The sequence below is a fragment of the Streptomyces sp. NBC_00247 genome, from assembly GCF_036188265.1.
Classification (GTDB): domain Bacteria; phylum Actinomycetota; class Actinomycetes; order Streptomycetales; family Streptomycetaceae; genus Streptomyces.
In genome coordinates this window covers 6320920-6344142 of sequence record NZ_CP108093.1, presented here as the reverse complement: position 1 = coordinate 6344142, position 23223 = coordinate 6320920, and the positions used below count along the sequence as shown (strand labels likewise).

Genomic DNA, 23223 nt, shown 5'->3' with positions numbered 1-23223 from the left:
CCCGGGACCGCGCCCGGTTCAGGTGCGCAGCACCCGGGCGAGGTACGCCGACACCTCCGTCACGTCGTCCGGCCCGAAGCGCAGCGCGAGGTAGCCGTCCGGGCGGACGAGGAAGCCGGTAGGCCCATGGGTGCGGTAGATCCGGCGGAACTCCGCCCCGCCGTCGCTCCACACGGGGACCCGGGTGTTCCCGTCCACCCGGCCGCCGGGGCCGAGCACCGCGACGACCGGCACCTTGCCGTGCGTGCGCCGGGAGACCTCGGCCACCGCCCCGCCGAACCGGTCCAGAGTCCCGGCGTCCGGCCCGTACAGGACCAGCGTGTGGTCCGGGCCGCGCCGCAGGAGGTCGAACAGCCGTACCGGGTAGGTCGCGAGGGGACCGACGAGCCCTCCGCAGTCCGGTGCGCGGTCGCCGGAGTCGGGGGCGTCGCTCACCCCGGCGAGCGCTCCGGTGAGCGGGCCGTCCCGGTAGGCGACGAGGAGTTGGGCCTCGCGCATCATGATGTGGGCCGGGTCGTCGGAACCGGCCTGCACGCCGCCGCCGGTGGCGTGCCGTACGGTGCGGACGACGACCTCCTCCCCCACCGGTCTGCGCTCGGCGTCGTAACTCTTCAGCAGTGCGGGTGCGTTGAGGCCCGCCGTCGCCAGGGACAGTTTCCAGGCGAGGTTGACCGCGTCCTGGATGCCGGTGTTCATGCCCTGGGCGCCGGTCGGCGGGTGGATGTGCGCGGCGTCTCCGGCGACGAACACCCGGCCCTCGCCGTAGCGGTCCACGATGCGGTGGCTGATGCGGAACACGGACGACCAGCGCATCTCCGAGACGGTGGCGGGTTCGGGCGCGAGCCGGTCCACCACCGCCTGGATGTGGCCCAGTTCGGGGTGCGGGCCCTCCTGCGCTCCGTGGGCGACGCAGCCCGGCGGGCCGGCCGCCGTGGAGAGTTCGGGCGGCACCAGCATCGACATCCGGTAGCGCGAGCGGCCCGGTAGCGGGATGCAGACGAGCAGGTCGTCCAGGATGCCGTCGCCGCCGAGGTGCGTCGAGCGGACGCTGTACCCGGGGGGGCAGGCTCCAGTCGGTCTCCACGTCCGCCAGCATGTACTCCTCGGCGAGCGCACCGCCTTCGAAGGTGAGTCCTAGCCCTTTGCGGACCGCGCTGTGGGCCCCGTCGCACCCGACGAGGTAGCGGGACCTGATGTCGCGCGTCGCGCCGGACGCCATCAGGACGCTGCTCCACACTCCGCCGCCGTCCTGGACGAAGGAGACCAGCTCGGTGCCGCGCTCGACGGACGTGCCGTGCCGTTCCAGGTGTTCGGCGAGGATGCGCTCGGTCTCGTACTGGGGCAGCGCGGCGAACGTGTACGGCACGTCCGGCGGCAGTTCCAGGTCGATACGGCCCCGCTCCTCGCCGTTGACGTACGCGATCTGGCCGCGCATCGGGACGGCGGCGTCCAGGGCGTCGTCGATCACTCCGGCGCGGTCCCACAGCTCGAAGGTCCGCGGCTGGATTCCCACCGCTTTCGCGTGCGGAACCGGAGCCCGCAGCCTGTCGATCACCCGGCACGCGACACCTCGGCGGCGCAGCTCCAGAGCGGCGGTCAGCCCGACCGGCCCCGCGCCCACGATCAGCACATCGGTGCGCACCACGGTCTCTCCCGTCCCACGAGGGCCCCCGGGGGTCCGTTCCATCGTCGCCCCGGCACCGCACCCGGGCGACTCGTGGACCGTCTCGGCGCCGGGCGCGGTACGGAGCCGTGGACCGAACCTGTGAGTAGCGACCGCGCAGGAACGCGGGTCCGGGCCGGTACGTTCCCGTTGTCCAGCCCGCAGCACGACGAAGGGAACCCCCGGCATGAGCACGACCCAGGAACACGCACCGCAGGAACGCCCGACGCAGGAACCCGGAGCCCAGGAAATCGACGCCCGGGACCCCGGAACGCCGCGACTCGGATCGCCGCGACTCGGAACGCCGGAGCGAGGGCCGCGGGGTCACCACGGGCTCCGGCCCGGCAGACGCGCCGTGGTGGTCGCGGTGGGCGCGGCCGGGGCGGTGGCGGCGCTCAGCGCCTGCGGGGCGTCCGACGAGTCCAAAGGCTCCAGCGGATCCGGCGCGAAGAGCGGCACGGTCCTCGGCAGCACCGGTGACGTCCCGGAGGGCGGCGGCAAGGTGTTCGCGGAGCAGGGTGTCGTGGTGACCCAGCCGACCGCCGGGCAGTTCAAGGCCTTCTCCGCGACCTGCACCCACCAGGGCTGCGCGGTGAGCGGGGTGACCGACGGCGCGATCACCTGCCCGTGCCACCAGTCCACCTTCGATCCGGCGACGGGCGAGCCGACGGGTGGCCCGGCGACCGTCGCCCTGCCCTCGAAGCGGATCACGGTCGCGGACGGATCGATCACGCTGGCCTGAGAAGAGCGCGGGAGGGACCGGCCGAGGGGCCGAGAGGGACCTCGAAGAACCGCACAGGGCGTCACAGGGCCGAGAAACGGATGGGAAGCAGACGGGAAGCGACCGGGAAGGACTCCTGGGAAGGACGCGTCAGAAGGGCCGGTCCCCGGCATTGCGCGGCGGCGCCGGGGACCGGATGATCCTGGGATCGGACGATCCCGCCGGGACTGTGGGAAGGTGAGGGTGCTCCATGGCCGCCGCTCAACGACGAGGCCGCCGGATCATGATGACGGACGAGGAACGCGACGCCTATCTGAGCGCGCAGCGCACCTGCCGGGTGGCCACCGTCGGCGCGGACGGCCAACCGCACGTCGGGGCCCTGTGGTTCGTGTGGGACGGCACGTCGATCTGGCTCCATTCGCTGACCCGCAGCCTGCGTTGGAAGCACCTGCGCCACAATCCTCGGACGGCGGTGGTCGTCGACGACGGTGAGGGGTACGGGGAGTTGCGCGGCGTCGAGCTGCGGGGCGAGGCGGTCCTGGTGGGCGAAGTCCCGCGTGCGGGCGAGCCGTGTCCCGAACTCGCAGCTGTGGAGGGCTTGTTCCCGATGAAGTACTTCGGGATCGACGCCATGCCGCACGACGGCCGGCACGCCTGGCTGCGGCTCACCCCGGAAACCGTCGTCTCCTGGGACTTCCGCAAGCTGGCGGACCCGGGCAGTGTCTGACCGCCGCCGGACCGGGGTCCGGTCCCGCCGGGCCGCTCAGCCGTAGCTGATCGGCCGGGCCGGGCCGGCCGCCGCAGCGACCGCGTCGGCGAGCGGGCCGATTTCGGCCGGGGTCAGCGGCGACACGGTGATGCGCACCCCCTGGGGGGCGTCCGTCCGGAACCTCGCCCCGGGCGCCACCGCCCACCCGGCGTGCAGCAGCCGGGTCACGGCGCCGGTCTCGTCGCTGACCGGCACCCAGACGTTCATCCCGCTGCGGCCGTACGCGACGATGCCCCGTTCGGCGAGCGCCGTGACGAGCGCCGAGCGACGTTCCCCGTACGACCGGGCGACTGAGGGCGTGTCGACGGCGCCCGTGCTCCAGAGATGGACCACGGCGCGCTGGAGCAGTCTGCTCACCCACCCGGGTCCCAGCCGCTGCCGCCCCGCCACCCGGTCCGTGGTGATCGGGTCTCCGGTGAGCGCCGCGACCCGCAGGTCCGGCCCGTACGCCTTGGCCACCGACCGGACGACCGCCCAGTGGTGGGTCGTTCCGGCCAGGGGGTGCAGCGGCACGTCGACGAAGGCGTGTCCGTGGTCGTCCTCCAGGAGCAGGACGTCGGGGTGGGCGGCGAGCAGGGCGCGCAGTTCCCGCGCCCGCTGCTCGCCGATCGCGGCGCCGGTGGGGTTCTGTGCGCGGGCGGTGACGACGAGGGCGCGGATGCCCGCGCGCAGAGCCCGTTCCACGGCGGCGGGCAGGGGGCCGTCCTCGTCGACCCCGATCGGTACGGTGCGCAGTCCGATCGCGGGAACCAGGTCCAACAGGCTTCCCCAGCCAGGATCTTCGAGGCCGACCGCGTCCCCGGTCCTGAGGTGGGCCGCCAGTACCCGCTCGATCGCGTCCAGCGAGCCGGAGGTGACGACGATCTGCCCCTCGGGGACGCCGTCGGCGGCGAAGGCCGCTCGCGCGAGGGCTCCGAACTCGGGCAGTACCGGCAACTCGCCGTACATGCCGGGGTTTTCACCGTACATACGGACCGCCTCCGCGAAGGCGTCGGCCAGTCGGGGCAGCAGCGCGGGGTCCGGGTTCCCCTTGCCCACGTCCCGCACCCCAGGGGGCGCCTCGACGCGCAGCGAACCGCGCGCGGTGGTGGCGGGGCGCGGGCGCACCCGACTGCCCCGGCGGCCGTCCGTCTCGATGACCCCGCGTTCGCGAAGGGTGCGGTAGGCGGCGGCGACCGTATTGGGATTGACCTCCAGTCGCGCCGCCAACTCCCTCATGGGAGGCAGAAGTTGTCCGGGCGCGAGCTCGCCCGAACCCACCCCCTGTTCCACGCTCGCGGCAATGTCCACCGCACGCCCGCCTGTGATCATGTACTCTCCTAGCACAAACAGCATTATGCACTAGTGCAATGGAGGACGCAATGTCGGAGACCGTCGCGCCCGTCGACCCCCGGGCCGCCGGGGCCACCCGGACCGAGGACCAGGCCCCCTACGCGGCGACCGGGCGCACCATCCCCACCCGGTCCAAGGAGCGCGCCTCCTACGACCCGGAGGTCGTGCACCCGATACTCGACGGCTCGTACCTCTGCCACCTCGGCTTCGTCCGCGACGGCGCCCCGGTGGTGCTGCCGACGCTGTACGCCCGGGTCGGCCGGCGCCTGTACGTCCACGGCTCGACCGGTTCGCGGCCGCTGCGGATGGCGAACGCCGCGGACCCCGGTCTGCCGGTCTGCCTGACCGTCACCCAGGTCGACGGGCTGGTCCTCGCGCGCTCCGCCTTCCACCACTCGATCAACTACCGCTCGGTGGTCGCGCACGGCGTCGCGTACACCGTGACGGACCCCGAGGAGCGGCGGATGGCGCTCGACGCGATCGTGGACCAGGTCGTCGCGGGCCGGTCCCAGGACTCGCGGCCGGCCGACGCCAAGGAGCTCGCCGCCACCGCGGTGATCCGGCTGGACCTGGAGGAGGTCTCCGCGAAGCTCCGTACCGGCGGGCCCAACGACGCCCCCGAGGACCTCGCGCTGCCGTACTGGGCGGGCGTGGTGCCGGTCGCCCGGACGTACGGCGAACCGATCCCGTCCGCCGACCTCGACCCGTCGATCCCCCTCCCCGAGTACCTCGCGGCGCGCTGAGCCGCACGCGGGACCCCGTACACAGGAACCCCGCACGCGGGAACCCGTGTACACGGGAACCCGTGCGCACGGAACCCGTGCGCACGGGACCCGTGCGCGCGGAGCCGAACCCCGCGCGGCTCCGCGCGCACTCCCTGCCGGCAGGGGCGACAGCACCAGCGGCACCGCCCGTTCGTCCCTACTCCTCGCGCGCGGCGGACCGCCCGGCGATCTCGGTCTTCACCGTCTCGTTCAGCTCGTCCGGGGTGAAGCCGAGATCGTGCAGGATCCGTGCGGCCGGGCTTCCCTCGACGCGGATCAGGCCCAGCAGCGTGTGTTCCGTACCGACCCAGTCGTTGCCGAGTTCGGCCGACGCGCGGATCGCCTGCTCGATGGCCTCCTTGCTCTCCGGCCGGAAGGCGATGTGCCCGCGCTGCGTCTTCTGCCCGACCGGCTGGATCACCGCGTCGATCGCGTCGCGGACGCGCTGCTCCGACCCGGCTTTCGCCGTCAGCACCTCGTGGGCCAGGCCCCGCGGCTCACCGAGCAGCCCGAGCAGGATGTGTTCGGTACCGATGAACTCGTGCTTGTGCGTACGGGCGGCCTCCTGCGCCAGCACGATGCTGTGCCGGTTGAGATTGGTGTACCGCTCGAACGGGTTGGGGGTGTGGCGCTGTTGGGCGGCCTGCTTGGTCACCCCGATGGCGGCACCGATCTCGGTCCACGACGCACCGCTCTGCTTGGCCTTGCCGACATAGTGGTCGATGAGCTGCTCACCGAGGTCGGACAGAGTCTGCGCGCGGAGGTGCGCCTCACTGATACGGGCCAGGGGGTCGACGTCGGGGAGTTCCTGGTCGAGGCGGGCGATCAGGTCGGCGAGGCTGATGTTGAGTGGCGTCATGCGTCAAGAGTAGATTGACGCTCACTGGCCGTCAATCCGCAATTGACGCTTCTCCGGGTCGCATCGGCACGAGCCACGCGACGGGGGTGCGGCCGACGCCGGTGAACGGTCCGGACGCCGCCGGGCGACAGCCGCGGCCCATGACGGTGAGCGGCCCGACGGCCTCAGGCGGACGCCGCCCCGCCGGTGGTACGCATACGGTCGGCGCTCTCCCCCGCCACGCCCGGCGCGCCCGGGTCGACCGGCCCCGAGGCCACCGGGCCCGACGGGGCTTTCGGGGCCGAGGACTGCGCGATGTAGGCGCCGGCCAGGACGACGAGCCCGCCGACCAGCTGGGGTCCGGACAGGCGCTCGCCGAGCAGCACCCACGCGAGCACGGTCGCCACCACCGCCTCCAGACACGCGACGACCCCGGCGACCTGCGGGGAGAGCAGCCGCACGGAGACCACGCCGGTCAGGTAGGCGAGCACGGTCGCCAGCAGCACGACCCAGGCCAGCAGGAGCCAGGCCGGAACCCCGTGGCCGTTCATCCGGGTGGCGGAGCCGAGCACCGACCAGTCCATGCCCCAGGGGCGGGCGACCAGGGTGAGCAGCACCGTGCCGACCAGCAGCCCGTACGCGATGACCCCTACGGGGTGCGGCGGTTCGCGACGCGCTTCGACGCTCTCCCGGCCGGCGGCGGGCGCACCCGGGTCCGACAGGACGAAGTAGCCGACCTGGCAGCAGGCCGCCCCCAGGGCGAGCAGCAGGCCGAGGGGGTCGAAGCGAAGCCCGGACCAGACCTCGACGACGCAGGCGAGACCGGCCGCCGCGAGCAGCACCCCGAGGGCGGCGGCGCGGGTGACCGACCGGCGCCGCACGAACCGGACCCAGCCCAGCACGAGGGCGGGCGCGAGGTATTCGACGAGGAGGGCCACACCCACCGGGATGCGGGAGAGGGCGGCGAAGTAGCAGGCCTGGACCCCCGCGACGGCGAACAGCCCGAAGCCGGCCAGCAGCGCGGGCCGCTCCCTCAGCAGGTTCCGGTGCCGCCAGGCGGCGGGGGCCAACACGAGCGCTGCGCCCGCCACTCTGAGCCACACCACGTGCAGCGGATCGAGGCCCGCCTCGATGAGCGGCTTCGCCGCCACCCCCGAGCCGCCGAACGCGAACGCCGAGGCCAGGGCGAGTCCCAGACCGGCACTTCTCCCCTGAGACGCCTGCATCGGCACATCATGTCAGGCACAACCGGCCCAGTCACCCCTGTCGCACTCACTCCGGGAGGGAACGGCGAGGGACCGGACGGACCACCTCCGGGGGCCGGTTGTGCCCTTCGGTCATGCCCGCGACGGCCCGGCCCGTGACCGTGGAGATCCGTCCGACGGAACACCTCGGCGCCATGGACGTCGGACAGGTGCGCCTGGACCTCACCGTCAGCCCCTGGGCAGTCCGGCCGAAGCCCCTGGGCAGTTCGGCCGACAGCACCGTCCCGCCCACGTCCTTGCCCAGCGATACTTTCCGATATATCGTTGAGCCATCGGTACGAACGTACCGGTCATCCGGACAACGGAAGGAGCGCGTCATGCGTTCACATGGATTCGACAGCGAGCGCGGCCGAGGCGGCCGCGGACAGGGCGGACCCGGGCGTCCGGGCCGCGGAGACTTCGACGGCCGGCGCGCCGCCTTCGGGCCGCAGTTCGGCAGCGGCCCCTTCGGCGGAGGACCGTTCGGCGGGGGCCCCTTCGGCGGCGGCCGGGGAGGACGGGGCGGCGGCCGGGGGCGGGCGCGGCGCGGAGACGTACGCGCCTCGATCCTGGCGCTGCTCAAGGACCGCCCCATGCACGGCTACGAAATGATCCAGGAGATCGGCGAGCGCAGCGGTGGGGCCTGGCGGCCCAGTCCCGGTTCGGTCTACCCGACGCTCCAGCTGCTGGAGGACGAGGGCCTGATCGTCAGCGCGAGCGAGGGCGGCAAGAAGCTGTTCACGCTCACCGAGGCCGGGAGCGCCGAGGCCGAGTCCGGTCCCGACGCGCCGTGGGAGGACGCCGGGCGCGGCGTCGACTGGGAGAGCGTGAACGAGATCCGGCAGGCCGGGTTCGGCCTCATGGAAGCGTTCGGCCAGGTCTGGAAGACCGGCTCCGCCGACCAGCGCCAGAAGGCGCTCGCCGTCATCAACGACGCCAAGAAGAAGCTCTACCTCATCCTGGCCGACGAGAACTGAGGCCGTGAGTACGGCAGAGGACGGGGACGAGGGCCTCGCGACATGCTCACACCACGACGTGAGCGGTGGCCGCGGGGCCCTCTTCCGTCGCCCCGCCCGCACGGCCGGTGGTGATCTGCCCGTGACGGCGCGAGCCCGCGCCATGAGGGCTCCGGCCGGCCAGACTCCTGGACAGCAGTCCGCGGTCGCGGGTGTGGCGGGTGCGGCTGGCCGACCGGCGACTGGTGATCGTCAAGCGGATCGCCGACGGCGGGGACCCGGGTGCCGACGCGCCCACGCGCTTCGCGCGGGAGGTCGCCGGGCTGCACCTGGCAGGGCGGGCCTCCGGGCCCGCGGTGGCCCCCGCGGTGCTCGCCACGGACCTGCCCTCGCGGGTGATGGTTCCCGACGAACTCGCAGGCCTCCTGGAGCGGTTGGACCCCGCCCCGCACCACGCGCTGCTGCACGGCGACCCCTGCCCCGGTAACGATCTGCGCACCGCCGACGGCATCCGCTTCGTCGACTTCGAGCGTGCCTCGCTCGGCAACGGACTGATCGAACTCGCCTACTTCCGCATGGGATTCCCCACCTGCCGGTGCGCCATGTCGGTCACCGCGGCCCCACTCGCGGAGGCCGAGAACGTCTACCGGACCCACTGGCGCGACCTCACCGGGAAGGACGTGCCGGGCGACCTCGCCGACGCCTGCGTGGGCTGGCTGATCCAGGGCGACGCGCTCGTCGAGCGGGCCCGCCGAGGGACGGTCGACCATCTCGCCCGGGTGCCCGCCGGAGACTTCACGTGGGGCCACGTCTCCGCCCGTGAGCGGCTCGTCCACCGCTTGGGCGTGGTCGCCGGCATGACCCGCGACCACGATCGCCTGCACGCCGTCGGCAGCCTCAGCGCCGCTCTCGCCGGTCGCCTGCTCGCGCGCCGGCCGAAGCTGCGTCCGCTGCCCACGCGGGACGCCCGCCCTCGGTGAGGGGACCGCTTCGCGGATGCTCACGGAGGAACCGGGGACCGTCGACGGGCCGGTGGTCCGCCGGACGAAAACCTGATGCGCGATGCCTGCCGGATCGCCAGACTCTCCCGCATGACGCCCCACATCACTCGAATCAATCCTGAACAGCTCCATCCGACCCCGGGGTATCACCACATCACGGTGGTGGAAGCGGGCCGGACGGCGTTCCTGGCGGGGCAATGCCCTCTCGACCGTTCCGGCGCGGTGGTCGGGCCGGGCGACATCGAAGCGCAGGTCGACCAGGTCGCGGCCAACGCCCTCGCGGCCCTGAGCGCGGTCGGCGCCCGGCCGGATCACGTCGTCCGTTCGGTGATCTACGTGGTCAGTGCCGATGGCGGGGCCCTGGGCGCTGCCTGGCGACGGCTGGTCGGCTCGTCGATCGGACCTGCGTTCACCACCGCGAGCACGCTGCTCGGAGTCGCAGAGCTCGGCTTCGCCGGGCAGTTGATCGAGGTCGATCTCACGGCGGCGCTGCCCGCGTGATCAAGGGGCGTCGGGCCGCTCGACGACACACCCAGCCTGCCGCGAGCACCGGATCGCCCTGGCACGCACCGAGGCGGAGGCTGTTCCGCCACCGACACCTCCGACGGTCCTCCTGGACCGGGCCGCCGGGCGACACGGCGTACCCTCCGTCCCGTGCCGCGCAAATCGAGAAGCTCTCGCCGCCTGGTCGCCGACGGGCGCACGTACCTCTGGCGGCAGAGCCACAGCCACCGCAAGGACGAGCACGGCCGCTCGGTCGACTGCCGTCAGGCCCTCATGCTCTCCCCGCAGCCGCCCGGCACCGGTGGCCCTCTGCGCATCGTCTTCGCGAGCGGGCCCGGCCGGTACGTGCCGGGCGGGTTCCCCCTGGGTTCCGGGGACGTGGGGGTGGTCCGGGGCAGCTCGTTGAATCTCCACGAGCCCGGCACGGTCCGCGCGCTGCTCGACGCGGCGAGGGCCCACGGGTGGCGGCCGGAGGAGCGGGGGCCGGTGGAGATCGACGGCTGGCTCCTGCTGGACTCCGCGGCTGCCGCGCGGGTGACGCGCGCCGAGGAGGCGGGCCGGGAGAGCCTCTGAGAACCGTCCTCGCTACGGTCGCCCCATGAGAATTCGCATCGTCGACGCGTTCACCGACCGGCCCTTCGCCGGAAATCCCGCCGGGGTCGTCCTGCTGGACTCCGAGGCCTTCCCCGAAGCGGGCGCGCTTCAGCGGATCGCCACCGAGGTCAACCTCTCGGAGACGGCCTTCGCCCATCCGTTGCCGCCGGGCGGGGACGCGGACTGGGCGCTGCGCTGGTTCACCCCGACGACGGAGGTCGACATGTGCGGGCACGCCACACTCGCCACCGCGCACGTGCTGCACTCGACGGGGACGGCCACGGACGCCGTACGGTTCGCCACCCGGTCCGGGGTGCTCACCGTCGTCGCCCGCTCCGACTCGGCCTACACGATGGACTTCCCCACCTCCTCCCTCACGCCCGAGCCTGTCCCGGAGGGCCTGGCCCGGGCGTTGGGTGCCGAGCCTCTCGCGGTCCTGGCCACCGCCGAACACATCGGTGACCTGCTGGTCGAGCTCGACGACGAGGCGACCGTACGCGGGCTGACGCCCGACTTCCCGGCTCTCGTACGGTGTTCGCGGCGCGGGGTGATCGTCACCGCCGCGGCGGAGGACCCCACCCTGGGATACGACTTCGTCTCCCGCGGCTTCTTTCCCCGGGTCGGCATCGACGAGGACCCCGTGACCGGCAGCGCGCACACCGCGCTCGCCCCGTTCTGGTCGGCCCGCCTCGGCCGCGACGCGCTGACCGGCCTCCAGGGCTCCGCCCGTACCGGCCTGGTCCGCACGGAGCTGCGCGGGGACCGGACGCTGCTCACCGGCGACGCGGTGACCGTCATCGACGGGGAGTTGCTCACCGCACTCTGAGGCCTCCTGACCCGAGGGGCGGGCTTCACCCGTCAAGGGCCGGTGTCGGCCCGCGAAGCCGACGGACAGCCGGACGCGGTCAGCCGCGTCACCGCATGCGACGCGTCCGGCGACGTCGGCGTCTGCTGCGGGGATACCGCTCACCCATGGATGAGGTCACCGTCGTCGTCGCCCGTTCCGAGCGCGCGACCCTGCGCGTCGGCGACGTGCTCCGGAAGGTGGACGCCGATCAGGCGCGTATCGGCGTCGAGATCGAGGTGATGTCCCTCGCGCCGGTCCCGACCCCGAAGGTCCCGTGGCACAGATCGCCCGGGGTTTCCTCCCCGCTGACCTGGTCACCCGTGACCGCCGGGCCTCACGGTGTGGGCAGCCAGTCGACCTTTCCGGCGAGGAGCGCGTACCCGACGAAGGCCCCGATGTCGAGGAGCGCGTGCGCGGCGACCAGCGGGCCGACCCGGCCCCAGCGCCGGTAGAGCAGGACGAAGGCGACGCCCATCACCATGTTGCCGAGGAAGCCGCCGATTCCCTGGTACAGGTGGTAGGAGCCGCGCAGCACCGCGCTGGCCACCAGGGCGGCCCGGGGCGTCCATCCCAGCTGGTCCAGCCTGCGCAGCAGGTAGCCGACCACGACGACCTCCTCCAGCACCGCATTCTGCAGCGCCGAGAGGATCAGCACGGGGAACTTCCACCACACCTCGGGCAGCGACTCCGGCACGACCGTCAGGTTGAAACCGGTGGCCCGGGCGACGAGGTAGAAGGCCAGCCCGGCGCTGCCGATACAGGCGGCCACCGCGACACCGCGCCGCACGTCCGGGCCCGGCCGGGTGCGGTCGAACCCGATGGTCCGCAGGCTCGCACCCTCCCGCATCAGCAGATGCGCCACCAGCGCGACAGGGACCAGAGCCGTTGCGATCCCGAACGTTTGCCATGCCAGATCAAGCCATGGGCGTCCTGGCGCGTAGGAGCCGTTGAGCGTCGCCGCCTGATCTTTCAAACCCCCCGGTTTCGTCAGTGATCCGACAAAACTGATGAGCGCGGAGACCCCGCTCGCGCCCAACGACAGTGCGAGGACCAACACCGTCTCGGACCCCAACGTCCTTCTGGAAAGCGACTCTTGGGGACAAGAATCAGCCACACGCCCCACCTCCACCGGTCCACCCGCCTTTTGTTCTGCAATCACGTCTCATGCCACCCGCCGCACCGCTAGGGTCTCGAAAGCAAGTACGAAGATCATGCGCGACAGGCCGGGGGACCCGGCCGTGTCCGACCCTTCCCGTCGGGCGGTCGGCGCCCGGTGCGGCACTTCGCGGCGTTGCCGGACCGTCCGTGTACATCCCGTACACGGACGATCCTCCGCCATGCGACGCGCCGCACCGGACACCGCCCGCCGATCCGACGCGAACGGCCAGACACGGCCCAGCACCATCACCGATGGTGTGGTCCCCCTTTCCTTGTTTCATTCTCAAGGAGGGGCACCACCGACATGGGACGTCACAGCTTGCCCGACCGCTCCGCGGCGGACAGACCCGGGGCCGCGTCCGCGCCGCGCCGCCGCCGCGGGGTCGCCGTCGCCGGCGCACTCGCCGTCGCGGTCGCGGCCGGCGCGGCCGTGGTGGCGCGCGGCGGCCTTCTCCCGTTCTCCGAACCGTGCGAGAAGGACGCGGTCCGGCTCACCGTGGCCGCTTCGCCCGACATCGCCCCCGTCGTGAGCGCCGTCGCCGACCGGGCGCGCAAGGACGAGGTGCGTACGGACGGGCGCTGCATGGACGTCGAGGTGATGGCCGTCGACTCGTACAAGGTCGCCAACACCGTGGCGGCCGGCGGCAAGGCCCCGTACCAGGTCTGGCTGCCGGACTCGGACCTCTGGCTGGACCGGGCGAAGGGCGCAGGAGACGGCATACCTCTCACCCCCGGAGACTCGGTGGCCACCTCGCCTGTGGGGTTCGCCGTGGTGCCCTCGGCGGCGAAGGCGCTCGGCTGGCCGGACAAGCGGCTCGGGTGGGCCGAACTGGTCGCCGCTGCCACGGGGGCGGACGGCGCCGTCCGCCTCGGGGCCGCCGATCCGGCGCGCAGCGCCACCGGACTGCTGGCGCTCACGGCCATCGGGGCGTCCTCCGCCGACCGGGGCGGGGACGGCGACACCCGCGCCGCGCAGACCGCGAAGATCCTCTCGGAGCGCATGTCGGAGAGCGACCCGAAGGTGGCGGGGACGCTGGTGCGCGATGATTCGGCCGCCGGGCGGAACGACACCGCGCGGAATCAGGCTCTGATCCTGTCGGAGCAGGCCGCCTTCGCGCACAACGAGCAGGCCACCGGGGGCGGGAAGGTCGATCTCTTCTATCCGAGGGACGGAGCCCCGCAGCTCAACTACCCGTGGACGCTGGTGGACGAGACGTCGATGACCGTCGAGCAGAGCCGGACCGCGTTGCGCCTGATGACACTGCTCAGGGACAGCGGCTCCGGCGGACCCGGCGACGTCCTTCCGGCCCACGGCTTCCGGCCTGCGGACGGCAGCGCCGTGGCGCGGGTCGTCCGGGCGGCGGGCGGCAAGGACCCGCAGCCGTACGCCGAGGCTCCGGCCACCGCGCCCACCGCCGCCGAGCTCCAGGAGGTGCTCGGCATGTGGACCATCACCGTGCAGAGCGCCCGGCTCTCCACCGTGGTCGACGCCTCGGGTTCGATGGCGACCCTGGTCCCCGGCAGCGGCGAGTCCCGGATGGACGTGACGAAGGAGTCACTGCTGCAGGCGCTGAGCCAGTTCACGGACGACGACGAGATCGGCCTCTGGGAGTTCGCCACCACCCTGGACGGCGCCAAGGACTACCGCGAGCTGACCCCGACGGCCCGCCTCGGCGACCGTACCGCGAGCGGCGCCACCCATCGCGAGGAACTCGCTTCGGCCTTCGACGAGTTGGAGCCCGTACCGAACGGTGCCACCGGCCTCTACGACACCACTCTCGCCGCGTACCGGGCGGCGGTGGCGAGTTACGTGCCGGGCAAGTTCAACGCCGTGGTGATCCTCACGGACGGCTCGAACCAGGACGACCACGGGATCACGCGCACCGGCCTGATCCAGCAGCTCAAGGCTCTCGCGGACCCGGAGCACCCGGTGCCGGTGCTCGCCATCGCGGTGGGGCCGGACGCGGACCGTGAGGAGGTCGCGGAGATCGCGAAGGTGACCGGAGGCGGCGGTTACGAGGTGAGCGACCCCGCCGAGATCCAGTCGGTGATCCTGCAGGCCATCATGACGGCCAGTCAGGCAGCCGTTCCCGAGTAGAAGAGTGCCGCTCTGCCCGCGCGGGTACGGTCGAGGGGCGCCCACCGTTCCCCGGCAGGGCCGGCCGCGGTACGGCCGTCGGGTGCGCGCCCGCGCTCACGGCTTCGGGAAGCCGACGGGCCAGGTGTGCACCGGTTCGCCACTGCGCGCCAGTTCGCCGTACCTGCGGGTGGTGGCGGCGAGGGCGGCTTCGCGCCCCAGCCCCGCCTCCTGCGCCCGGTGGTAGGTGTCGACCTGCCAGGAGGCGCCGTTGGTCCGCCGGCGGCACCGTTCCTCGATGATGCCGAGGTAACGGTCGCGGTCGGCGGGTTCGATGTTCCAGGCGTCGAGCCCCGCGGCGGCGAGGGGCAGCAGTTCGTCCCGTACGAGCTTGACGGCGGGAACCTTCGCGACTCCGCCGGACCGGCCGGGGCGGGGCCACAGCAGTTCCGCCTCGATGCCGTACCTGCAGGCGTTGTCGAAGTTCTCCTCCGCCGCCTCGAAGGAGAGCTTGCTCCACACCGGGCGGGGTTCGTCGGCGAGCGCGCGCACCAGCCCGTAGTAGAAGGCGGCGTTGGCCAGCACGTCCGCGACGGTCGGTCCGGCGGGCAGCACCCTGTTCTCGACCCGCAGATGCGGCGCCCCGTCGGCGACCCCGTAGACGGGCCGGTTCCACCGGTAGATCGTCCCGTTGTGCAGGACGAGTTCGGCGAGCGCCGGTACACCGCCCTCGTCGAGCACCCGCAGCGGGTCCTCGTCGGAGAGGATCGGCAGCAGCGGCGGGAAGAAGCGGACGTTCTCCGCGAAGAGTTCGTGCGCCGACGTGATCCAGCGCTCTCCGAACCAGGTCCGCGGGCGCACTCCCTGGTTCCGCAGTTCGGGCGGCCGTACGTCCGTGGCCTGCTGGAACAGCGGTGGCCTGGACTCCCGCAGCAGTTCCTTGCCGAACAGGAACGGCGCGTTCGCACCGAGCGCGATCTGCACCCCGGCGACCGCCTGGGCCGCGTTCCACACGTCCGGGAAACGCGCGGGGGTCACCTGGAGGTGCAACTGCACGGAGGTACACGCCGACTCGGGGGCGATCGACGGGGAGGTGCACACGAGATGCTCGACGCCCTCGATGTCGATCGCGAAATCCTCGCCCCGCGCGGCGACCATCTCGTCATTGAGGAGGGTGTAGCGGTCCACGTCCGAGAGGTTGCCGAAGACCAGGTCGTCCGGTCCCAGCGTGGGAAGAATTCCGATCATGACAATGCCGGCGTCGACCTCGGCAGCCTTCCGGTGGGCATATGCCAGCCCTGTGCGCAACTCTTCCGCGAGCTGATCGAAAACCCGGCCGCTCAGCCGGTGCGGAACGATATTCACCTCAAGGTTGAACATCCCGAGTTCCGTCTGGAAATCCCGGCTGGCGATCCGCTGGAGCACCTCGGCATTCATCATCCGGGGCGTGCCGTCCGCGGCCGCGAGATTCAGCTCGATCTCCAGCCCCATGAAATTTCGGGGGCGGTCGAACCTCCGCTCCTCCAGCAGCCTCTCCAGTCCTTCCAGACACCGGGCCAGCTTGCGCCGGTACGCCGGGCGGTCGGACAGGTCAAAGGCGTGCGCCACGACCTTCTCCCCCATCGAAGAGTCCCTCCATCAGTGGCGGCCCGCGGCCAGGCCGCCCGCATCTCGATCGATAATGCCCCGCAGAAGTGATCCATAACGCCTGCGGAAGCGTCCGGCACCGGATAGGCTGTGGCCGCTCGGTCATCAGGCACATTCCGCAGGCATGAAGTGGGCTGCTCATTCGCTCTCGTCTTCCCTGCGCACAGGTGGCGGAAACACCGATCTTTTTGAGCCGACCGCGAAATGTGTGAGCCCGCAGGCGGGGGGCCGGACGTGCGCCGCGAATCGCCAGAAACTCCGCATTTCAAAGACGCAAAACGGCCTTGCACGTCATATGACCGACAGCTAGCGGAAACACCGGGCGAACACTTGTCATATAAACTCCGCTGACGAGGCCGATAGTCGATGCGTCCAGCCGTCGACCGGCCTCCTTCTGACGTCCCGCATGCCGACAGCGCCGTCTGCACCCACCCGCGCATCACCGTGTCTCCGAAGCGAGAGGCGACCCACCATGCCGCTGCATGTTCCCCCGGCCCCCGCGCCCGCGCTGCGCAGCGTTCTCACCGCACTCGGTTCTCCCACCGCGGTCCGCGAGGCCCGCACCCCGGCTCTGCGGTCCGTCCAGGGACCGTTGAGCCCCGAACTCCCCCTGCCCGTACACGTTCTCGACCGGGCGACCACCGACCGGCCCGCACCCGCGACCCGTCTCGCCGGATGGCGGTTCCTGATCCGCGCCGAGTCGGGAATCGTCGCAGCGGCCGACACCGTCCTCACCGCGGACGGCTGGGCCTTCTCGCACTTCTTCGAGGGCCCGTATCTCGGATCGACCGAACGTGCCCTGAGACAGGCCGAGTCGACGGCCACGCTCCACCAGCCGCGGCTGCTCTCCGTACCCGAGCTCTACATGCTCACGCTCTGGCTGCACGGTGACACCGGGGCCGACCCCGCTTCCGGCGCGGTCGCCCCCAACGACATCCTCGTCCCCCTCGCACCCGCTCCGACCGGGATCGCCGCCCATCGGCCCTACCGGGCCGCCGATCTGCTCCCGGTACTCTCCCTGCGCATCGCGCCCCGGCCCGGCCCTCTCGTCGGCTCGGCCTGACCCGCCGCGGCGACACCGTTCCTCCGGCCCGTCCCCGCTCCGCGCGGGGGCGGGCCGTCGTACGTCTGCCCGCTCGGCGCACGCCCCGCCGAAGGTGTCCCATGGCCCACTCGGACTACCCCGGGTCCCCCGAAGAGGCGGGAGGGACTCGGCGAGCCCTCCGCGCGGGTGACACCTCGGCGGAGCGGCGAGCGAGCTGGGGCGAAATCCCTGCGGAACGCGGCGCGTGGCGCAACACTGAGACCGACCGGCCCGTACGGGAAGGCCGTTCGGCACTCACCCGCACCCCGCATCCACCACTCGACACAGCGAAAGAACCCTCATGTGCCAGCACCAACCCCCCTGCCCCACCGCCGAATCAGCCGCCCGGGAGGCCGCCCGGCTCGTGGCGCACCACCCGGAGCAGGGCTGGAGCCTGCTCTGCAACGGTGTCCTGCTCTTCGAGGACACCGGCGAACTGCTCCCGGACGGCCAGATCATCGCCCCGCACCGTCCGCTGGCCACCGGCCGGGTGGTGAACGCCGCCTGAGCGGGCCACCCCCGAGCCCAGGGCCCGAAAAGCCCACGGATCCCCGCGGTACGGACAGGGGCCGGCCCGGAGAGATCTCCGAACCGGCCCCGGCACATGTCCGCGGGCTCAGGCGCCCGCTGCGACCGTCAGTGGTCGTACTCGTCCAGCGGCGGGCAGGAGCAGACCAGGTTGCGGTCACCGAAGGCGCCGTCGATCCGGCGCACCGGCGGCCAGTACTTGTCGGCCGCCGAGACACCGGCCGGGAAGACCGCGACCTCACGGCTGTAGGAGTGGTTCCACTCCCCGCCGAGCGCGTTCGCGGTGTGCGGGGCGTTGGCGAGCGGGTTGTCGTCCGCGCTCCACTCCCCCGAGGCCACCTTCTCGATCTCGCCGCGGATCGCGATCATCGCGTCGCAGAACCGGTCGATCTCGGCGAGGTCCTCGCTCTCGGTCGGCTCGATCATCAGGGTTCCGGCGACCGGGAAGGACATGGTCGGCGAGTGGAAGCCGTAGTCGATCAGTCGCTTGGCGACGTCGTCGATGCTGACGCCCGTCTCCTTCGAGATCGACCGCAGGTCCACGATGCACTCGTGCGCCACCAGGTCGGCCGGGCCGGTGTACAGGATCGGGAAGTGCGGCTCCAGCCGCTTGGCGATGTAGTTCGCCGCGAGCACGGCCACCTGCGTGGCACGCTTGAGGCCCTCGCCGCCCATCAGCCGGACGTACGCCCAGGAGATCGGCAGGATGCCAGCCGAGCCCCAGGGAGCGGCCGAGATCGGGCCCACGCCCGTCTCCGGACCCGCGAGGGGCTGGAGCGGATGGTTGGGCAGGTACGGCGCGAGGTGCGCGCGCACGCCCACCGGGCCGACGCCGGGGCCGCCGCCGCCGTGCGGGATGCAGAAGGTCTTGTGCAGGTTCAGGTGCGAGACGTCGCCGCCGAACTTGCCGGGCCGCGCGAGGCCGACCAGCGCGTTGAGGTTGGCTCCGTCGACGTAGACCTGACCACCCGCGTCGTGCACCTCGCCGCAGATGGCGGCGACGTGCTCCTCGAAGACTCCGTGCGTGGACGGGTACGTGATCATGAGCACGGCGAGCTCGTCGCGGTGCTTCTCGATCTTGGCGCGCAGGTCGTCTATGTCGACCTCGCCGTCGTCGGCGGTCTTCACCACGACGACCTTCATCCCGGCCATCACGGCGCTCGCCGCGTTGGTGCCGTGCGCGGAGGACGGGATGAGGCAGACGGTGCGCTGGTCGTCGCCGTTGGCGCGGTGGTAGGCACGGACCGCCAGCAGACCGGCGAACTCGCCCTGTGAACCCGCGTTGGGCTGGATCGACACCGCGTCGTAGCCGGTGACCTCGGCGAGGCGCTCCTCCAGCTCACGGATGAGCGTGAGGAAGCCCTCCGCCTGCTCGGCCGGGGCGAAGGGGTGCAGCGCGCCGAACTCGGGCCAGGTGATCGGCTCCATCTCGGTGGTCGCGTTCAGCTTCATGGTGCAGGAGCCGAGCGGGATCATGCCGCGGTCGAGCGCGTAGTCGCGGTCGGCGAGCCGCCGCAGGTAGCGCAGCATCGCCGTCTCCGAGCGGTGCTGGTGGAAGACCGGGTGCGTCAGGTAGTCGTCGGTGCGCAGCACCTGCTCGGGGAGCGCGTCGGCGGCGGTGCCGTCCAGCGCCTCGACGTCGCCCCGCGCGCCGAAGGCGGCCCAGACGGACTCGAGATGGGCGCGGGTGGTCGTCTCGTCGCAGGCGACGGAGACCAGGTCGGCGTCGACCAGCCGCAGGTTGACCCCGCGCTCCCGGGCGTCGGCGACGACCTCGGCGGCCTTGCCGGCCACGCGGACGGTCAGCGTGTCGAAGAAGGAGTCGTGCAGGACCTCGGCACCGGCGGCCCGCAGCCCCTCGGCGAGGATCGCCGCGTAGCGGTGGGTGCGCCGGGCGATCGTCCGCAGCCCGTCGGGGCCGTGGTAGACGGCGTACATGCCGGCCATCACGGCGAGCAGGACCTGCGCGGTGCAGATGTTGCTGGTGGCCTTCTCGCGGCGGATGTGCTGCTCGCGGGTCTGGAGTGCCAGGCGGTACGCCTTGTCGCCGTCCGCGTCCACCGAGACGCCGACCAGGCGGCCGGGGAGCGAGCGGGCGAACTGCTCGCGTACGGCCATGAAGCCGGCGTGCGGTCCGCCGAAGCCCATCGGCACGCCGAAGCGCTGGGTGGTGCCGACCGCGATGTCGGCGCCGAGGTCGCCGGGCGAGGTGAGCAGGGTGAGGGCCAGGAGGTCCGCGGCGACGGTGACGATCGCGCCGAGCTCGTGGGCGCGCTCGATCAGGGGGCCGATGTTCCGTACGGCTCCGGAGGCACCCGGGTACTGGAGCAGCACGCCGAAGACGCCGCGCTCGGCGATCTCGGCCGGGATGCCGTCGCCGAGGTCGGCGACGACGACCTCGACCCCGGTCGGCTCGGCGCGGGTCTCGATGACCGCGATCGTCTGCGGGAGGGTGTCGGCGTCGACGAGGAAGACCCCGCCCTTGACCTTGCCGACGCGCCGCGCCAGCGCCATGGCCTCGGCCGCGGCGGTGCCCTCGTCGAGCAGGGAGGCGCCGGAGGTGGGCAGGCCGGTGAGCTCGGCGACCATCGTCTGGAAGTTGAGCAGGGCTTCCAGGCGGCCCTGGGAGATCTCCGGCTGGTAAGGCGTGTACGCGGTGTACCAGGACGGGTTCTCCAGCACGTTGCGCAGGATGACCGGGGGCGTGAAGGTGCCGTAGTAGCCGAGCCCGATCATCGGGGCGACCACCTGGTTGCGGTCGGCGAGCGTCCGCAGCTCCGCCAGCACCTCGGCCTCGGTGCGTGCCGACGGGAGGTTCAGCGCCTCGGTGCTGCGGATCACCTCGGGCACCGCGGCGGCGGTGAGCTCGTCGAGCGAGCCGTATCCGACCTGCGCGAGCATCTTCGCCCGGGCCTCGCCGTCCGGCCCGATGTGGCGCTGTTCGAAGGGGATGCCCTGCTCCAGCTGGGAGAGCGGGGTGCGGCGGGGGGTCATGATGGAGGCCTCCTGGTCTGACACGACCTGCGAGGGGCACCGCGGCGCGGCTGCCCGTACGGCCTCCCCCTCTGTCATCTCGACCTGAGAGCTTCACCGGCGCGCCCTGGGGCGTACCGGCTTTCACCGTCGGTGAGGGTGGGCCGCACCGGGCACGTGCCGGGTGGGACCGCCCTGCTTTCCAGAGTGACCTCGTCCGTGCGGTACGGGGGCCTGAGAGATTCCGGGGAGGATTTGCTCCTTCGGCGCCTCCGGATTCAGCACCAGAGGCTCTCCCGCACGGGGTCAGCAGCCATGTGCCAGCCTACCAGCGGGGATCTACGCCGTTTCTTCGAGTGGCCGATATCCGGAATCTGCACTTCTGTAGTGGCTGTGGAGTAGTTGCTGTGCCGTGTCTTCGAAGTGACGTCGTCCGGCCGAAGGCCGGGCCGGACGGCGTCCGGTGCGTGCGAGCGCGAGGCGGAGGATCGTCCTCGTGCTGGGCGTACGAGGACGGTTCCGACAACGCGGCGAGCGAGCGTGCCAGGCATCGCCCGTCGGACGGCACTTCGAAGACACGGCCTGGCCCCAGTCGTCGCGACCAGCGGGAGGCACCGTGCAGACCGACATCGATCCGCGCAGCCTGATCGGCCGCAAGGCATTCGACCGCGCAGGCGTCAAGATCGGCACGGTGGACGAGGTCTACCTCGACGACGCCACCGGCGTCCCCGAGTGGGCCGCCGTCCGCACCGGCCTGTTCAGCAGGGACGCCTTCGTCCCGCTGGAACCGAGCGAGTTCGTGGAGGACACCCTGCGTGTTCCCTTCGACCGCACGCTGATCCGGGACGCGCCCGACTTCGGCGTCGGGCGGCATCTCTCGCCCGAGCAGGAACTGCAGCTGTACCGGCATTACGGACTCGATTCCTCCGCCGTGACCGATCCGGGACCGGACAAGGACTTCGGCAGGCTGGCCGGCCAGGAGGAGTAGTCCGGCGGTTCCGCCACCAGCGGCAGCGGGTCGGCCGGACGCAGTTCCGGGTCCTCCACCCGGAACGTCCGCACCCGGCCCGGCGGGTCGCCCGGCCGCTCGAACCGCACGGTGACCCTGCCGACGCCGCTGCCCTGCACCCAGCCGTGCCCGTACGTCTCGTGCCGCACGTCGTGGCCCGGGGACCAGCGCCGCGCGGCACGCTCGGCGGCCTCCTCCCCGGGTACGACGGCCCCGTCGTCCGCTCCCGTCCCCGGAGACCCGGGCGGCGGGTCCGCGGCGCCGTGGTGCCCCTCCGTCCCCGAGGACGCCCCCGCGGCCGGTCGCGCCGGTTCGGCCTCACGCTCGGCCTCACGCTCGGCCTGTGCGGCCTGTGCGGCCTGCGCGAAGAGGTCTTCCTGCGTGTAGTCCGCCAAGCCCGTGACGCCCACTCCCAGCAGCCGGACGCCCCCGGTGGTGTCCACCGCCTCCAGGAGGCGGGCGGCGGCCTCACGCACCACCCCGGGGTCGTCCGTGGGGCCGCGGAGCGTCTCGGAGCGGGTCAGGGTGGAGAAGTCGTAGCGGCGGACCTTCAGGACGACGGTGCGCCCGGAGCGTCCGGCCTTCCGCAGCCGCTCGACGCACCGGCCGGCCAGGCGCTCGACCTCCGCACGCACCCGTGTCCGGTCGTGCAGGTCCACCTCGAAGGTGTCCTCGACCGAGACGGACTTGGCGTCGCGCTCGGCGACCACGGGCCGGTCGTCGAGACCGAGCGCCATCCGGTACAGGGAGACGCCGTGGGCCCTGCCCACCAGCCGTACCAGCTCGTCCTCGCCCGCCTCCGCCAGGTCGTGGACCGTGGTCATGCCGGCCCGGCGCAGATGGTCCCCGGTGGCCGGGCCGACCCCGGGCAGCGTGCGTACGGGCATGGGCGCCAGCAGCTCCCGCTCGGTGCCCGGCTCGATCAGCATCAGCCCGTCCGGCTTGGCCTCCTCGGAGGCGATCTTCGCCAGCATCTTGGACCCCGCGAGCCCCACGGACCCGCTGAGACCGGTGACGGCCAGGATGGCCTCCCGCAACCGCTCACCGGTGGCACGGGCCGAGGCGGAGTCGTCGGCGGTACCACCCGCTTCCAGGTCCACGAAAGCCTCGTCGAGGCTGAGGGGCTCCACCAGCGGGGACAGCCGTCCCAGCAGCTCCATCACCTGCTCGCTGACGGCGCGGTACAGGGAGAAGCGCGGCACCAGATAGGCGGCGTTGGGCGCGAGCCTGCGTGCCTGGGCCGTCGGCATCGCCGAGTGCACACCGAAGCGCCGTGCCTCGTACGAGGCGGTGGCGACGACTCCGCGCGGGCCCACGCCGCCCACCACGACCGGCTTGCCGCGCAGGCTGGGCTTGGCGGCCTGCTCGGCGGAGGCGTAGAACGCATCCATGTCGAGGTGGAGGATGGTGGGCGCGGATCTCACACCGCCGATGGTGCCCTACGCCACTGACAACGACACCGCCCGGCAGCCGTGCGAACGGGTGCCGGGCGGTGTCGGACGTCGGTACGGCCT

19 protein-coding genes, 2 pseudogenes and 1 riboswitch are annotated in these 23223 nt (G+C 72.3%); of the genes and pseudogenes, 13 read left to right on the top strand and 8 right to left on the bottom strand.

Annotation, left to right across the window (positions count from 1 at the left end):
• Positions 1-18: 18 nt before the first annotated feature.
• Positions 19-1687 (bottom strand): annotated as a pseudogene (locus tag OHT52_RS27625) (FAD-dependent monooxygenase).
• Positions 1688-2018: 331 nt separating this feature from the next.
• Here OHT52_RS27625 and OHT52_RS27620 point away from each other — a divergent pair.
• Complete coding sequence (locus OHT52_RS27620) at positions 2019-2405, top strand: Rieske (2Fe-2S) protein (RefSeq protein ID WP_328723925.1); 387 nt, start codon at positions 2019-2021, stop codon at positions 2403-2405.
• Between the two features lie 229 nt (positions 2406-2634).
• Complete coding sequence (locus OHT52_RS27615; RefSeq protein ID WP_328722879.1) at positions 2635-3111, top strand: pyridoxamine 5'-phosphate oxidase family protein; 477 nt, start codon at positions 2635-2637, stop codon at positions 3109-3111.
• Between the two features lie 36 nt (positions 3112-3147).
• Here OHT52_RS27615 and OHT52_RS27610 read toward each other — a convergent pair whose 3' ends face one another.
• Entirely contained in the window at positions 3148-4479 is a 1332-nt protein-coding gene (locus tag OHT52_RS27610) for an aminotransferase class I/II-fold pyridoxal phosphate-dependent enzyme (RefSeq protein ID WP_328722878.1), read from the bottom strand.
• A 35-nt stretch (positions 4480-4514) separates the two neighbouring features.
• Between OHT52_RS27610 and OHT52_RS27605 the strand changes: the two genes are divergently transcribed.
• Complete coding sequence (locus OHT52_RS27605) at positions 4515-5228, top strand: pyridoxamine 5'-phosphate oxidase family protein (RefSeq protein WP_328722877.1); 714 nt, start codon at positions 4515-4517, stop codon at positions 5226-5228.
• A 178-nt stretch (positions 5229-5406) separates the two neighbouring features.
• Here OHT52_RS27605 and OHT52_RS27600 read toward each other — a convergent pair whose 3' ends face one another.
• Positions 5407-6108 carry a Clp protease N-terminal domain-containing protein gene (locus OHT52_RS27600; protein WP_328722876.1) on the bottom strand — a complete coding sequence of 234 codons (702 nt, stop codon included), beginning with the start codon at positions 6106-6108 and terminating at the stop codon, positions 5407-5409.
• A gap of 164 nt (positions 6109-6272) precedes the next feature.
• Positions 6273-7313, bottom strand: coding sequence for an EamA family transporter (locus OHT52_RS27595; protein ID WP_328722875.1), 1041 nt, complete (start codon positions 7311-7313; stop codon positions 6273-6275).
• Positions 7314-7669: 356 nt separating this feature from the next.
• On the opposite strand from OHT52_RS27595, the gene OHT52_RS27590 reads away from it, so the two are divergent.
• The 6 genes and pseudogenes from OHT52_RS27590 to OHT52_RS27565 all read left to right on the top strand — a co-directional run.
• A complete protein-coding gene (locus OHT52_RS27590) occupies positions 7670-8308 on the top strand; it encodes a PadR family transcriptional regulator (protein ID WP_328722874.1) in 639 nt (212 codons plus the stop codon).
• Between the two features lie 200 nt (positions 8309-8508).
• A complete protein-coding gene (locus OHT52_RS27585; RefSeq protein WP_443046675.1) occupies positions 8509-9267 on the top strand; it encodes a phosphotransferase family protein in 759 nt (252 codons plus the stop codon).
• Between the two features lie 111 nt (positions 9268-9378).
• Positions 9379-9789: a RidA family protein gene (locus tag OHT52_RS27580; RefSeq protein WP_328722873.1), complete on the top strand. Its 411-nt coding sequence runs from the start codon at positions 9379-9381 to the stop codon at positions 9787-9789.
• Positions 9790-9942: 153 nt separating this feature from the next.
• Positions 9943-10365 (top strand): hypothetical protein, encoded by a 423-nt coding sequence (locus OHT52_RS27575; RefSeq protein WP_328722872.1) that lies wholly within the window; start codon positions 9943-9945, stop codon positions 10363-10365.
• Positions 10366-10390: 25 nt separating this feature from the next.
• Positions 10391-11212, top strand: a complete 822-nt coding sequence (locus tag OHT52_RS27570) for a PhzF family phenazine biosynthesis protein (RefSeq protein WP_328722871.1) — start codon at positions 10391-10393, stop codon at positions 11210-11212.
• A gap of 146 nt (positions 11213-11358) precedes the next feature.
• Positions 11359-11515: pseudogene (locus OHT52_RS27565) on the top strand (aminoglycoside phosphotransferase family protein); the annotation flags it as partial.
• 52 nt (positions 11516-11567) lie between these two features.
• On the opposite strand, the gene OHT52_RS27560 reads toward OHT52_RS27565, so the two are convergent.
• Positions 11568-12362: a CPBP family intramembrane glutamic endopeptidase gene (locus OHT52_RS27560; protein ID WP_443046816.1), complete on the bottom strand. Its 795-nt coding sequence runs from the start codon at positions 12360-12362 to the stop codon at positions 11568-11570.
• Between the two features lie 333 nt (positions 12363-12695).
• On the opposite strand from OHT52_RS27560, the gene OHT52_RS27555 reads away from it, so the two are divergent.
• Complete coding sequence (locus OHT52_RS27555) at positions 12696-14489, top strand: VWA domain-containing protein (protein ID WP_328722869.1); 1794 nt, start codon at positions 12696-12698, stop codon at positions 14487-14489.
• A gap of 96 nt (positions 14490-14585) precedes the next feature.
• Here the strand turns inward: OHT52_RS27555 and OHT52_RS27550 are convergent, their stop codons facing one another.
• Positions 14586-16091, bottom strand: a complete 1506-nt coding sequence (locus OHT52_RS27550) for a glutamate--cysteine ligase (RefSeq protein WP_328722868.1) — start codon at positions 16089-16091, stop codon at positions 14586-14588.
• 496 nt (positions 16092-16587) lie between these two features.
• Here OHT52_RS27550 and OHT52_RS27545 point away from each other — a divergent pair, with 496 nt between their 5' ends.
• On the top strand, positions 16588-17178 hold the full coding sequence (locus tag OHT52_RS27545) for a hypothetical protein (protein WP_328722867.1): 591 nt from the start codon (positions 16588-16590) through the stop codon (positions 17176-17178).
• Between the two features lie 322 nt (positions 17179-17500).
• Positions 17501-17707 carry a DUF5999 family protein gene (locus OHT52_RS27540; protein ID WP_328722866.1) on the top strand — a complete coding sequence of 69 codons (207 nt, stop codon included), beginning with the start codon at positions 17501-17503 and terminating at the stop codon, positions 17705-17707.
• 128 nt (positions 17708-17835) lie between these two features.
• Here the strand turns inward: OHT52_RS27540 and gcvP are convergent, their stop codons facing one another.
• A complete protein-coding gene (gcvP, locus tag OHT52_RS27535; protein ID WP_328722865.1) occupies positions 17836-20721 on the bottom strand; it encodes an aminomethyl-transferring glycine dehydrogenase in 2886 nt (961 codons plus the stop codon).
• 191 nt (positions 20722-20912) lie between these two features.
• Positions 20913-21009, bottom strand: a riboswitch (glycine riboswitch).
• A 307-nt stretch (positions 21010-21316) separates the two neighbouring features.
• Here gcvP and OHT52_RS27530 point away from each other — a divergent pair.
• Complete coding sequence (locus OHT52_RS27530; RefSeq protein ID WP_328722864.1) at positions 21317-21688, top strand: PRC-barrel domain-containing protein; 372 nt, start codon at positions 21317-21319, stop codon at positions 21686-21688.
• On the opposite strand, the gene OHT52_RS27525 is transcribed toward OHT52_RS27530, so the two are convergent.
• Positions 21610-23133: a DNA polymerase IV gene (locus OHT52_RS27525; RefSeq protein ID WP_328722863.1), complete on the bottom strand. Its 1524-nt coding sequence runs from the start codon at positions 23131-23133 to the stop codon at positions 21610-21612. The genes OHT52_RS27530 and OHT52_RS27525 overlap by 79 nt on opposite strands.
• Positions 23134-23223 lie beyond the last annotated feature (90 nt).

Excerpts from the sequence above, each read along its gene's own strand:
- OHT52_RS27550 (WP_328722868.1), bottom strand. The coding sequence starts at position 16,091 with ATGGGGGAGAAGGTCGTGGCGCACGCCTTTGACCTGTCCGACCGCCCG.
- OHT52_RS27580 (WP_328722873.1), top strand. The coding sequence starts at position 9,379 with ATGACGCCCCACATCACTCGAATCAATCCTGAACAGCTCCATCCGACC.
- OHT52_RS27540 (WP_328722866.1), top strand. The coding sequence starts at position 17,501 with ATGTGCCAGCACCAACCCCCCTGCCCCACCGCCGAATCAGCCGCCCGG.
- OHT52_RS27570 (WP_328722871.1), top strand. The coding sequence starts at position 10,391 with ATGAGAATTCGCATCGTCGACGCGTTCACCGACCGGCCCTTCGCCGGA.
- OHT52_RS27605 (WP_328722877.1), top strand. The coding sequence starts at position 4,515 with ATGTCGGAGACCGTCGCGCCCGTCGACCCCCGGGCCGCCGGGGCCACC.
- OHT52_RS27595 (WP_328722875.1), bottom strand. The coding sequence starts at position 7,313 with ATGCAGGCGTCTCAGGGGAGAAGTGCCGGTCTGGGACTCGCCCTGGCC.
- OHT52_RS27590 (WP_328722874.1), top strand. The coding sequence starts at position 7,670 with ATGCGTTCACATGGATTCGACAGCGAGCGCGGCCGAGGCGGCCGCGGA.
- OHT52_RS27545 (WP_328722867.1), top strand. The coding sequence starts at position 16,588 with ATGCCGCTGCATGTTCCCCCGGCCCCCGCGCCCGCGCTGCGCAGCGTT.
- gcvP (WP_328722865.1), bottom strand. The coding sequence starts at position 20,721 with ATGACCCCCCGCCGCACCCCGCTCTCCCAGCTGGAGCAGGGCATCCCC.
- OHT52_RS27615 (WP_328722879.1), top strand. The coding sequence starts at position 2,635 with ATGGCCGCCGCTCAACGACGAGGCCGCCGGATCATGATGACGGACGAG.
- OHT52_RS27555 (WP_328722869.1), top strand. The coding sequence starts at position 12,696 with ATGGGACGTCACAGCTTGCCCGACCGCTCCGCGGCGGACAGACCCGGG.
- OHT52_RS27600 (WP_328722876.1), bottom strand. The coding sequence starts at position 6,108 with ATGACGCCACTCAACATCAGCCTCGCCGACCTGATCGCCCGCCTCGAC.